10 protein-coding genes are annotated in these 12,362 nt (G+C 71.8%); 3 read left to right on the forward strand and 7 right to left on the reverse strand.

From position 1 onward, the window contains the following. Positions 1-270 precede the first annotated feature (270 nt). A complete protein-coding gene (locus ABTY62_RS18950) occupies positions 271-1,113 on the forward strand; it encodes a helix-turn-helix domain-containing protein (RefSeq protein ID WP_352130570.1) in 843 nt (280 codons plus the stop codon). Then, positions 1,097-1,312 (forward strand): DUF397 domain-containing protein, encoded by a 216-nt coding sequence (locus tag ABTY62_RS18955; RefSeq protein ID WP_352130571.1) that lies wholly within the window; start codon positions 1,097-1,099, stop codon positions 1,310-1,312. Before ABTY62_RS18950 ends, ABTY62_RS18955 begins: the two co-directional genes overlap by 17 nt. Before the next feature lie 23 nt (positions 1,313-1,335). On the opposite strand, the gene pspAB is transcribed toward ABTY62_RS18955, so the two are convergent. From pspAB to ABTY62_RS18970, 3 genes are all read right to left on the reverse strand, one after another. Then, positions 1,336-1,926, reverse strand: coding sequence for a PspA-associated protein PspAB (gene pspAB, locus ABTY62_RS18960; RefSeq protein WP_352130572.1), 591 nt, complete (start codon positions 1,924-1,926; stop codon positions 1,336-1,338). Between the two features lie 6 nt (positions 1,927-1,932). Beyond that, entirely contained in the window at positions 1,933-2,844 is a 912-nt protein-coding gene (gene htpX / locus ABTY62_RS18965) for a zinc metalloprotease HtpX (RefSeq protein WP_311726043.1), read from the reverse strand. Between the two features lie 134 nt (positions 2,845-2,978). Further along, positions 2,979-3,887: an LLM class flavin-dependent oxidoreductase gene (locus ABTY62_RS18970; RefSeq protein WP_352130573.1), complete on the reverse strand. Its 909-nt coding sequence runs from the start codon at positions 3,885-3,887 to the stop codon at positions 2,979-2,981. Between the two features lie 65 nt (positions 3,888-3,952). On the opposite strand from ABTY62_RS18970, the gene ABTY62_RS18975 reads away from it, so the two are divergent. Then, entirely contained in the window at positions 3,953-4,846 is an 894-nt protein-coding gene (locus ABTY62_RS18975) for a Cof-type HAD-IIB family hydrolase (RefSeq protein WP_352130574.1), read from the forward strand. Between the two features lie 73 nt (positions 4,847-4,919). Here the strand turns inward: ABTY62_RS18975 and ABTY62_RS18980 are convergent, their stop codons facing one another. From ABTY62_RS18980 to ABTY62_RS18995, 4 genes are all read right to left on the reverse strand, one after another. Further along, positions 4,920-5,723, reverse strand: a complete 804-nt coding sequence (locus ABTY62_RS18980) for a hypothetical protein (RefSeq protein ID WP_352130575.1) — start codon at positions 5,721-5,723, stop codon at positions 4,920-4,922. 251 nt (positions 5,724-5,974) lie between these two features. Then, positions 5,975-9,577 (reverse strand): thiol reductant ABC exporter subunit CydD, encoded by a 3,603-nt coding sequence (gene cydD / locus ABTY62_RS18985; protein WP_352130576.1) that lies wholly within the window; start codon positions 9,575-9,577, stop codon positions 5,975-5,977. Between the two features lie 22 nt (positions 9,578-9,599). Continuing rightward, complete coding sequence (cydB, locus tag ABTY62_RS18990; RefSeq protein WP_352130749.1) at positions 9,600-10,607, reverse strand: cytochrome d ubiquinol oxidase subunit II; 1,008 nt, start codon at positions 10,605-10,607, stop codon at positions 9,600-9,602. A 19-nt stretch (positions 10,608-10,626) separates the two neighbouring features. Next, positions 10,627-12,240 (reverse strand): cytochrome ubiquinol oxidase subunit I, encoded by a 1,614-nt coding sequence (locus ABTY62_RS18995; RefSeq protein WP_352130577.1) that lies wholly within the window; start codon positions 12,238-12,240, stop codon positions 10,627-10,629. Positions 12,241-12,362: the final 122 nt, after the last annotated feature.

Consider the following 12,362-nt stretch of genomic DNA (forward strand, 5'->3'; position numbering starts at 1 on the left):
GGGTCGCACTCGCCGTGCGGCACTTCACCGACCTCCACCCCGCTCGCAGCGCTTCGAGCGACCAAAGTGCGTGCTGTGGCCGGGAAGCTCTACGGACAGACACAGATTCGCTGATCTGTTCGGGGGAAACCATCATCAGGAAGCCTTCTCTCATCTGGCGCTCCTGCTCGTGGCCAATGACCACCTTGCGCGGTAACAGCCTGTCGCCTCACGCGTACGATCTGAAGTCATTGATGTCCCAACCGGCCCATCGGGAAATGAGGTTGCTCGATGCCAGCTCGGCCACGCGCGCTGACGCCAGATCGATCCGCCCGCCACCTGTTCGGTTCGGAGATGCGGCGGTTACGTGAAGCGGCAGGGATGTCCCTTGAGGCCCTGGCCGAGATCACCAAGTTCAGCAAGAGTTCGCTGGCGCGGTTCGAGACGGCAGAATCCATGATCCCGCCGGAACTGCCGCCCATGCTCGACGTGGCGTTTGGAACGGATGGCATCTTCGACAAGCTTTACGCGCTTGCTCGTCACGAGATCCATCCGGACAAGTTCCGACGGCGCATGGAGCTGGAGGCCCGAGCCATCCGGATCAGGGAGTACTCACCTCAGATCGTTCCTGGCTTGCTACAGACTCCGTCGTACGCCGAGGCTCAGTTCCGCGTACACCTGCCGGACGCCTCCGACGATGAGGTTGAAAAACTGCTCACGGCCCGCCTCAGCCGTCAGGAGCTGCTCTCGAAGGAGCCCCAGCCCCACTACGCGGCGATCTTGGATGAGGGGGTTCTACTGCGTCGGTACGGCAGTTGGGCCGTGATGAGGGAACAGTTCGCCCGGTTAGCTGATTTGGCGCTCACCGCTGCCTCGTTCGTCCAGGTGCTTCCCTTTGAACACGGAGGCCATGCCCTTGCTGGCGGAGCGCTGTCCCTGCTGACGCTCGATGATGACTCCCCCGTCGCCTATGAAGAGGCCACTACCACTGGGACACTCGTCGAAGAAAAGAAGGAGGTCCGGGCCCGCATCCAGGCCTACGATCTGCTGAGCGCCTCGGCGCTGTCCCCTGAGAAGTCGGCTGACTTCATCCGCTCCGCTTTGGAGGCACTTCCTGATGAGCACAAGCCCTGACCTCACCGGTGCTCGGTGGATCAAGTCCTCGTTCTCCGGCAACGGAGGGGCGCAGTGCGTTGAGTGGGCCCCTGACGTTGCTTCCGCCTCCGGCATGGTTCCTGTCCGGGACTCCAAGGCCCCCGACGGCCCGGCGCTCATATTCGAGGCCGCCGCCTGGTCGTCGTTCGTCGCCTTCGCCAAGACGCGCGACGTCTGACCCTCGTAGAGGCAAGCGCGCGCTCAGCCGGCCATTCCGGGGGCGCCCCACACCGGGAACCAGCGGCCCAGGTCCTCTTCGACCCGCAGGTCGTCGCCGAGCAGCCCCCGCACCTGAATCTCGAGCGCGTTGTCGCGCTTCTCGGCGCGGCCGCGCAGCGGCGCGAAGGGGTAGAACGTGCCGCGCTTGTACAGATAAACCAGCGCGAGCGGCCGACCCTCCGCGTCCCGGAAGCCGACCAGCGAGCACAGCAGCTGGGGGCCGAAACCGGCCTCCTGGAGCAGGGTGTTGACCGCGTGCAGATCGCTCACCAGGGCCGCCAGGTCGTCCCGCGGCTGGCGGGCCAGCAGCCAGGTGTAGCCGTACTCGTCCCGGCTGAACTCGACGGGCACCCCGCCGCGCTCGGTGTCCGCGTCCAGCAGGTCCCGCACGTCCGCCTGGAGCCGGTCGAAGGCGCCGCCCTCGACGCTCGCGAAGCACACCGAGCCCAGCCCGGTGGGGGTGAACCCCGCCCCCGCCTCCAGCGTCACCGCTGCCGACGGCAGCGCGAAGAGCTGGTCGAGGTCGGGGCGCGCGGGCTTGCTGCGGCCGAGGACCGCGTCCCAGAAACCCATGGCCGCTCAGCCCCTCTCCGCCTGGCCGAGCTGCGCGGAGACGCGGGCCAGCTGGTCGAGGCGCTGCTCCAGCGTGGGGTGCGAGGCGAACAGCCGGGTCAGGCTCTCCCCGCTCAGCGCCGGGGCGAAGAAGAAGGCGTTGAACGGCTCCGCCCGGCGCAGATCGCTCGTCGGGATGCGGGCCATCTGCCCGGTCACCTTGGTCAGCGCGGCGGCCAGCGCCGAGGGCCGGCCGGTCAGCAGCGCTCCGGCGCGGTCGGCGCTCAGCTCCCGGTAGCGGGACAGCAGCCGGGTGAGCAGGAAGCTGATCGTGTAGACCACGGCGCTCACCAGCGGGATGATCAGCATCGCGATGGCGGTGTTGCTGTCCCGGCTGCTGCGGCTGGTCAGCCCGCCCCACAGGGCGATGCGGGTCATCATGCCGGCCAGCACGCCCAGGAACGAGGCGATGGTCATGACCGCCACATCGCGGTGGGCGACGTGGGACAGCTCGTGCGCGAGCACGCCCTCCAGCTCCTCCGGCTCCAGCCTGCGCAGCAGCCCCGTGGTCGCGCACACCATGGCGTTGCGCTGGTTGCGGCCGGTCGCGAAGGCGTTCGGCACATCGCTGTCGGCGATGGCCACCTTCGGCTTGGGCATGTCGGCGAGCGCGCACAGCCGGTCGACCGCGCCGTGCAGCTCGGGCGCCTGCTCGGGGGTGACCTCCCGGGCGCCCATGGAGTACGCCGCGATCCGGTCGCTGAACCAGAACTGCGCCACGAACAGCCCGCCCGCGAGCAGCACGATCAGCGGCCAGGCCCCGCGCAGCAGGGCCAGCAGCACGCCGACGAAGACCACATACAGCAGACCGATGAAGAACATCGTGGTCACCATGCGGGTGGTCAGCCCTCGATCGGGGGCATAGCGGGTACGTGGCATGGGTGCCTCCCCAGCGACGGTCACGGCCGGAGTCTCTACACCCGATTCTGCGCCTTCTGCCCGTCTTGCCGGAGTAAAGGCGCCTTGCCGGGTGAATCCCGTATACACCCGGCTACCTGTCGGCTACCCGTCGGCTACCCGTCGAGCTGTGCCAGACCCTCCGCGGCGATCTTCTCGAAGACGGCGAGGTCCGCGGCGAAGACCGAGTCGGGGATCGGCCAGTGCAGCACGATCTCGTCGATGCCCAGCCGCGCGTGCTCCCCGGCGAAGTCGACGAAGGCGTCGAGGGAGGACAGCGGCCGCCCCGGGTCCGGGGTGAAGCCGGTGAGCAGGACCTTGCCCAGTTCGGCCGCGTCCCGCCCGGCCTCGGCGCACGCCTCGCCCAGCCGGTCGATCTGGCGGCCGATGGCGGCCACCGACTCGGCCGGAGTGCCCGTCTCGTAGATCTTCGGGTCGCCCGTGGTCACCCACGCCTGCCCGTAGCGGGCCGCGAGCCGCAGCCCGCGCGGGCCGGTCGCGGCGACGGCGAAGGGCAGCCGGGGCCGCTGGACGCAGCCGGGGATGTTGCGCACCTCCCGGGCGCTGTAGTGCCGGCCCTCGTACGTCACCGCGTCCTCGGTCAGCAGCCGGTCCAGCAGCGCCACGAACTCACCGAAGCGATCCGCCCGCTCACGCGGCGTCCACGCCTGCTCGGCGCCGCCCAGCAGCGCCGTCGCGTCAAAGCCGGAGCCGCCCGCCCCGATGCCCAGGGTGATCCGGCCGCCGGAGATGTCGTCCAGGGAGATCAGCTCCTTGGCGAGCGTGACCGGGTGGCGGAAGTTCGGGGAGGTGACCAGGGTGCCGAGGCGCAGCCGGGACGTCGCCGCGGCCGCCGCCGTGAGCGTCGGTATCGCCCCGAACCAGGGGCCGTCGCGGAAGCTCCGCCACGACAGGTGATCATAGGTGTACGCGGTGTGGAAACCCAGGTCCTCGGCGCGCTGCCACAACTCTCGGCCGCCGCCGGACCAGCGGTGCACGGGCAGGATCACGGTGCTCAAACGCATACCGTCGAGCCTAAGGGCATATGCCGTCGAGCCTGACGGCACTCGTGTCCGGCATATGCGGGAGGATGGTTGCCGTGACCCCAGCAACCGAGCAGTCCGAGCCCCCGGCCGCGCCCAGACCCGTTCCCGCCACCCCCCGGCCCCGGCTGATCGCCACCGACCTCGACGGCACCCTGTTGCGCAACGACAAATCCGTCTCGGACCGCACCGTCGCCGCGCTCGCCGCGGCGGAGCGGGCGGGTATCGAGGTGTTCTTCGTCACCGGCCGGCCGGCCCGCTGGATGGACGTGGTCAGCGCCCATGTGCACGGCCACGGCCTGGCCATCTGCGCCAACGGCGCGGCCGTCGTCGATCTGCACGACGGCGGCCGGCTGCTCGACGCGCGCCCGCTGCCCGGCGAGCGGGCGGTGGCCGTCGTGGAGGCGCTGCGCGGCGCGGCCCCCGGCACCTCCTTCGCGGTCGAGCGCACCGGCGGGATCGCCTACGAGCCGGAGTACCCGCCCTTCAACCGCGACCCGAGCGCCGTGATCGCCCCCGCCGAGAAGCTGCTCGCCGACGGCGGGGAGTGCGACGGCATGCCGATCCTCAAGCTGCTCGCCCACCACCCCACTCTGGCGCCCGACGCCTTCCTGGAGCTGGGCCGCACGGTGGCGGGCGCGCATGGCGACTTCACCCGCTCCAGCCCGACCGCCCTGCTGGAGATCAGCGGGCGGGGGGTGAGCAAGGCGAGCACCCTGGCCCGGTGCTGCGCTCAGCGGGGCATCGCCCCCGAGGAGGTCGTGGCGTTCGGCGACATGCCCAACGACCTGGAGATGCTGGCCTGGGCGGGCACCTCGTACGCGATGGCCAACGCCCACCCGGAGGTGCTGGCATCGACCACCGGCCTCACCGCGAGCAATGAGGAGGACGGCGTCGCGGCCGTCATCGAGCGGATCCTGGGGGACGGCCGGGAGGACTGAGGCCCGGGGCATACCGCGGAACCGCCCTCCGGCCCGGCGACCGGAGGGCGGTTCCGTGAGCCCGGGATCGGTATCACCAGAAGAAGACGACGTATCCGTGACCGCCGGGCTTGCCCGCGGTGCCGGTCGTATTGGGGCCGCCGCCGGGCCCCCCGTCGCCGCCGTCGCTGTCGCCCGAGGGCGGCTCGACGATGCCGTCGACCGCGTCGCCGCCCCCGTCTCCGGTCCCCCCACCCTGTCCGGTCTGGTTGACACCTCCCGTGATGCACGAGCCCGCGCCGCCCGCACCGGCTGCTCCGGTGCCGGTGATGGGCCCGGCCTGGCCTCCGCCGCCACCGCCACCGCCGGTGGCGTTGAGGAAGACGGTGCTGTTGGGGTCGGTCACGTTGGTGGTGCCTCCGGCTCCACCGGGGCCACCGTTGCTGGCGACGAGCCCGGCGCCACCGACGCCACCGCCGTCGCCCAGGGTCACCGTGTAGCTCTGGAGGGCCTGGACCGGGATGACGCACCAGGTGAAGCCGCCGGCGCCACCGCCACCGCCGTTGCCGCCGGTGCCGGTGGCGGTCGAGGCCGCGGAGCCACCGCCACCGCCGCCACCGCCGCCACCGCCGCCCCATGCCTGGACATGCACCGTGGTCACACCCGGGGGAGGCGTGAAGATCCCGCTCGCGTTGAACTCCCGCACCCCGTGCAGCACGGCGGGGTAGTCCGGCGGCCCGAAACCGGGGTCACCGCCGCCCAGAGGGCCCTCGTCGGCGATGGCGGCGGGGGCCGCGGTCAGCAGCTGGCTGCTCAGGGCCACCACCGCCGCGGCGGCGGCCAGCACGGCCCGATGGCGCGTCCGGAATCGTTTGGAGGTTGCGCTCTGGCTGTTCACGTGACGACTTCCTTCCCCGCGTCGGGCCAACGACTGTCGCGGAGTGCGATAGGGCGATAGGGCGATAAGGGGCAAAGCTGACCAAGTGGCCCGCGAAGCTCATCCCACTGCCCGCCCTGGGGGTGCGCATGCTGACGCCGCAATAGTTGGCCCGCCCAGGTGAGGAGTTGCCCTGACCGGGCTAACTCCCGGCCGGCGGCGGCCTCATCCGGGTTGCCGGGGCCGCCGCGTAAACCGTCCGCCGTGAAAAGTCACCTGGGCAGGGCCGCGGCCCCCGCCAGGGGAGATGGCGCCAGGGTGGAGCCCTCCTGGGCCTCCCGCTCCAGCATCCGCCGGAACGGACCCTCCGCCGCCGCGAGTTGGCCGTACGTCCCGCGCTGCACGGCCCGGCCGCCGTCGAGCACGATCACCTCGTCGACCGCCTCCAGTCCCGCCAGCCGATGGGTGATCAGCACGGTCGTGCGCCCTCGTGTGGCCGACAGCAGATCGGCCGTCAGCGCGTCGGCCGTCGGCAGGTCCAGGTGCTCGGCGGGCTCGTCGAGCACCAGCACCGGGAAGTCGGCGAGCAGCGCGCGGGCCAGCGCGAGCCGCTGCCGCTGCCCGCCGGACAGCCGCGCTCCCGACTCGCCGACCAGCGTGTCCAGGCCGTCCGGCAGCCCGTCCACCCACTCCAGCAGCCGGGCCGCGGCCAGCGCCTCGCGCAGCTCGCCGTCGCTCGCGCCGGTGCGGGCCAGGCGGAGGTTCTCGCGCAGCGAGCTGTCGAAGATGTGCGCGTCCTGGGCGCACAGCCCCACCAACCGCCGTACCGCGTCGGGGTCCATGGCCGCGGTGTCGCGGCCCGCGAGGGTGTACGTGCCCGCCCGCGGGTCCAGGAAGCGGAGCAGCACATGGGCGAGGGTCGTCTTGCCCGAGCCGGACGGGCCGACCACCGCGACCCGGCGGCCCGGGCGCAGCTCCAGGTCGAACTCGTCCAGGGCGCGCTCGCGCCGCCCCGGGTACCGGGCGGATATCCCGCTCAGGACCAGTGGATACGTCCCTTGTGGGGTCTCCGTGGCCGCCGGGGCGGGGCCCGGCCCCTCGGGCGCGCCGTCCACGACGTCGTACACCCGCAGGGCGGCCCGCCGCACCCGCTGCCGGTGCTGCACCGCGAGCGGCAGCCCCACGACCGCCTCGAACGCGGCGAGCGGCATGAGCACCACCACGGCCAGCCACACCCCGTCGAGCCGGCCGTCGGCCACCGCCCGCACACCGACCCAGGCCGAGGCGGCCACGGTCAGCCCGCAGGCCAGTGCGGACAGTCCGGCGCCCACGCCGGTGGCGGCGGCCGCCCGCCGGGCGATCCGGGTGAGCACACCGTCGGCGCGGCGCACCTCGTCCAGCCGGCGCGGCAGCGCACCGGCGACGGTCAACTCGGCGGTGCCCGTGAGCAGATCGACGACCTGTGCCGACAGCGCGCCGCGGGCCGGGGCCAGCCGGCGCTCCGCGTGGCGGGCCAGCGCCCCGGAGACGAGCGGCGCCACGACCCCCGCCACCAGAAGTCCGGCCGCCAGCACGGCGCCCGCCTCCGGCAGCAGCCACCAGGTGAAGCCGGCCGAGGCCGCCCCCACGGCCAGCGCGGCGCCGACGGGCAGCAGCCAGCGCAGGAAGTAGTCCTGGAGGGCGTCCACATCGGCGACCAGCCGGGAGAGCAGATCGCCGCGCCGGGTGTCCTTCAGCCCCACCGGCGCCAGCCGCTCCAGCCTGCGGTACACGGCGACCCGCAGCTCGGCGAGCACCCGGAGCACGGCGTCGTGCGAGACCAGGCGCTCGGCGTAGCGGAAGACGGCCCGGCCGATCCCGAACGCCCGGGTCGCGGTGACCGCCACCATCAGATAGAGCACGGGGGGCTGCTGCGACGCGCGCGAGATCAGCCATCCGGAGACGGCCATCAGCCCGACGGCGCTGCCCAGCGCGAGGGTGCCGAGCAGCAGCGCGAGCGCGAACCGGCCCCGCCAGGCCCGCGCCGATGCCCGCACCCACGCGAGCGCGGAGCGGCGCTCCCGGTGCGCTTCCGGCGCCTGCGGGGCGTCGGGCCCCGCCGCCTCGCGGTCCGCCGACGCGTCGCGTGCGTCGTGTGCGACGTGTGCGTCCTGTGTGCCGTTGGTGCCGTTCATGGGGACGGCCCGAGGGGCCGGGACGCGGGGGGCTGCGGTGGGGCCGGGCAGCCGCACCACGCGGTCGGCGACGGACAGCAGGGCCGGGCGGTGGACGACCAGCAGGACCGTACGGCCCTCGGCCAGCCGCCGTACCGCCTCGACGACCGCCGCCTCCGTCTCCCCGTCCAGATTGGCGGTCGGCTCGTCCAGCAGCAGCACCGGCCGGTCGGCCAGGAACGCACGGGCCAGCGCGAGCCGCTGCCGCTGCCCGGCGGACAGCCCCGCGCCCATCTCGCCGAGGGGCGTGTCGGCCCCGAGCGGCAGCGCGTCGACGAAGCCGAGCGCACCCGCGTCCCGCAGCGCGGCCCGCACCGCGGCGTCATCCGCGTCCGGGCGGGCCAGCCGTACGTTCTCGGCGATCGTCCCGGCGAACAGATACGGGCGCTGCGGCACCCAGGCGACCTGGGCGCGCCAGCCGTCGAGGTCGAGCGACGCCAGGTCCCGCCCGCCGATCAGCACCCGGCCCTCGGCCGGCTCGGCGAACCCCAGCAGGACGTTCAGCAGCGTGCTCTTGCCCGCCCCGCTGGGGCCGACCACGGCCACCGTCTCCCCCGGGAGGATCTCGAACGAGGTGGCGGCCAGGGAGGGTTCGGCGCGGCCCGGGTGGCGGACCACCAGCCCCTCCACGCTCAGCGCCGCGCCCCGCGCGTCGGGAGCGGGATCGCCACCCGGCGCCCTGGGCTCGCGTTCGAGGACCGCGAAGACCTCGTCCGCGGCCGCCAGTCCTTCCGCCGCCGCGTGGTAGTGCGTGCCCACCTGCCGCAGCGGCAGATACGCCTCGGGGGCCAGGACGAGCACCACCAGCCCCGTGTACAGGTCCAGCTCGCCGTGGACCAGCCGCATCCCGATGCCGACCGCGACGAGGGCGACCGACACGGTGGAGAGGAGTTCGAGCGCGAAGGAGGAGAGAAAGGCCAGCCGCAGGGTGCGCAGCGTCGCCCGCCGGTAGTCGGCGGTGATGGCGCGGATGGACGCGGCCTGGGCCTTGGCGCGGCCGAAGACCTTGAGGGTCGGAAGTCCGGCGACGACGTCCAGGAAGTGCCCGGACAGCCGGGACAGCAGCCGCCACTGACGGTCCATCCGCGACTGGGTGGCCCAGCCGATGAGAATCATGAAGAGCGGGATCAGCGGCAGGGTGACGGCGATGATCAGCGCCGAGACCCAGTCGGCGGTGACGATGCGGGCCAGCACCACCACCGGCACCACCACCGCCAGGCCCAGCTGCGGCAGATAGCGGGCGAAGTAGTCGTCCAGGGCGTCGATGCCCCGGGTGGCGAGGGTGGTGAGCTCGCCCGTGCCCCTCGCCTCCCGCCCGTCAGTCTTCCGCGCGCCCATCCGCTCGGGTCCCAGCCGGGCCGCATGCGCGAGCAGCCGCAGCCGCAGCTCGGACTTGACGGCCGCACCGGCCCGGTGGGCGGCCAGCTCGGTCAGCCAGGCGACCGCGGCGCGGCCGGCGGCGACGGCCGCCAGCAGCGCCAGCGGGCGCACCAGGTCTCCGGGCGCCGTCCCATGGACGAAGGCGGCGACCACCACCTCGGCGATCAGCATGGCCTGCGCCACCACAAGCCCCGCCGCGACCAGCCCCAACGCCACGGACGCGGCGAGGAACAGACGGGTCGCCCGGGCGTGACGCAGCAGCCGGGGGTCGACTGGTTTCACGTGAAACACACCACCCGTGGGGTCAGTGACCGGTCGGCTCGGGAATGTGCTGGGTGCCGATCCGCTTGCGGAAGACCCAGTACGTCCAGGCCTGATAGGCCATCACCAGCGGGGTCATCACGGCCGCGACCCAGGTCATGATCTTCAGGGTGTACGGGCTGGACGCCGAGTCCGCCACGGTCAGGCTCCACCGCGGGTCCAGCGTGGAGGGCATGACGTCCGGGAAGAGCGCGAGGAAGAGCATCGCGACCGCCGCGGCGATGGTCACCCCGGACAGGGCGAACGCCCAGCCCTCCCGGCCGCGCCGGTTCATCACCAGCGCCGCGAGCAGCGCGACCACCGAGACCAGCAGCGCGGCCAGCGACCGCCCGTTGCCGCTGTCGTGCTGCGTCCAGCCGAGGAAGGCCACCGCGAGCAGGGCGGCGACCGGGCCCAGTACCGCCGCGTACCGCCGCGCCCGGGTCCGGATGTCCCCCACCGTCTTGAGCGAGGCGAACACGGCGCCGTGGAAGGTGAACAGCACCAGGGTGAGCACCCCGCCGAGCAGGGCGTACGGGTTGGCCAGGTCGAGGAGGTCGCCGGCGTAGTTCTTGTCCGGTCCGATCGGCACCCCGCGCACCATGTTGGCGAAGATCGCTCCCCACAGGAACGCGGGCAGCAGCGAGCACCAGAAGATCACGTTCTCCCAGTTGCGCTGCCAGCGCTCCTCGGGGCGCTTGTGCCGGTACTCGAAGGCGACACCGCGCAGGATCAGACAGACCAGGATGACCAGCAGCGGGAGATAGAAGCCGCTGAAGAGCGTCGCGTACCAGTCGGGGAAGGCCGCGAAGGTCGCGCCGGCCGCCGTGATCAGCCAGACCTCGTTGCCGTCCCAGACCGGGCCGATGGTGTTGATCAGCACCCGGCGCTCCGTACGGTCCCGGGCCAGCGGCTTGGTCAGCACGCCGATCCCGAAGTCGAAGCCCTCGAGGAAGAAGTAGCCGGTCCACAGGACGGCGATCAGCACGAACCAGACGTCGTGAAGGTGCAGTGACATGGCTCTCTCCGGCTCAGTACGCGAAGGTCAGCGGCTTGTCGGCGTCGTCGGTGCCGGTGGCGTCGCCCCCGGTGGCCGACCCGGCGCCCGGTCCGCCGGGTCCGCCGGAGGGCAGCCGCAGCCGGGGGTCCTTGGCCGGCGGCTTCTCGTCGGTGTCCGGCCCGGCCTTGGCGTACTTGGTCAGCAGCTTCACCTCGACCACCGCGAGCGCGCCGTACAGCAGCGTGAAGACGCCCAGGGATATGAGGACCTCGGTCCGGCTGACGCCGGGGGAGACCGCGTCGGCGGTCTTCATCAGCCCGTAGACCACCCACGGCTGACGCCCCATCTCGGTGAAGATCCAGCCGAAGGAGTTGGCGATCAGCGGGAAGCCCATGGTCAGGATCCCGATCCGCCAGGACCACTTGGTCAGCAGGGGGCTCATCTCGCGGTTCTTGGTGAGCATGAGCCGCGGCACCTCGTCCTCCCCGGTGCGGAACGCGGGGGAGAGCCACTTCTTGCGCCGGGTCGTCCACAGCCCGATGAGCGCGGCGACGAACGAGGTCATCCCGAAGCCGATCATCAGCCGGAAGCCCCAGTAGGTCATGAAGATGCTGGGGATGTAGTCCTCGGGCTGCCCGCCGTAGGCGGCGGCCTCCCGCGCGGCCACGTCGTTGATGCCGGGGACGGAGTCGGTGAAGTTGCTGTGCGAGAGGAACGACAGCATCCCGGGGATCTCCAGCTCGACGCTGTTGTGCCCCTTGCCGACATCGCCGACGGCGAAGATCGAGAAGGGCGCGGGCGCCTGGGTGTCCCAGAGCGCCTCGGCCGAGGCCATCTTCATCGGCTGCTGCTCGAACATCACCTTGCCGAGCTGGTCGCCGCTGACCGCGGACCCCAGGCCCGCGATCACGGCGACCACCAGCCCGACGCGCAGCGACGCGCGCATCGCCGGGATCTGCTTCTTCTGCTTCTCGCCGAGCTCCTCGCCGCGGTCCTGGCGGCGCTTGGCCCGCCAGAGGTGGAAGGAGGCGATGCCCACCATGAAGGCGGCGCCGGTGAGGAAGGCGGCGGTGAGGGTGTGGAAGACCACGACCAGGGTGGTGTTCTGGGTCAGCACCGCCCAGATGTCGGTGAGCCGCGCCTTGCCGGTGGCCTTGTCGATGGCGTAGCCGACCGGGTGCTGCATCCACGAGTTCGCGGCGAGGATGAAGTACGAGGACAGGATGGTGCCCAGCGCCACGATCCAGATGCAGGCGCAGTGGATCTTCTTCGGCAGCTTGTCCCAGCCGAAGATCCACAGTCCGATGAAGGTGGACTCGAAGAAGAAGGCGAGCAGCGCCTCCATGGCGAGCGGGGCGCCGAAGACATCGCCGACGAAGCGGGAGTAGTCCGACCAGTTCATGCCGAACTGGAACTCCTGGACGAGGCCGGTGACCACGCCCATCGCGATGTTGATCAGGAAGAGCTTTCCCCAGAACTTGGTCGCGTGGAAGTACTTCTCCTTACCGGTGCGGACCCAGGCCGTCTCCAGACCGGCGGTCATGGCCGCGAGAGAGATCGTGAGCGGGACGAAGAGGTAGTGGTAGACGGTGGTGATGCCGAACTGCCATCGCGCCAGCGTCTCCGGCGCCAGAGCCAGATCCACGGGAATCTCTCCTTACGGTCTTGCCCGGTTGTGCCCGGTCTTGCGTGCAGGGTTCGCCTGCGCCCCAAGGGAGCTTGTGAAAGTATTCACATTCACAAGCACATCATACGCACACACATTTA

The sequence above is a fragment of the Streptomyces sp. NPDC097640 genome (genome assembly GCF_040302705.1).
In the GTDB taxonomy this organism is placed as follows: Bacteria; Actinomycetota; Actinomycetes; order Streptomycetales; family Streptomycetaceae; genus Streptomyces.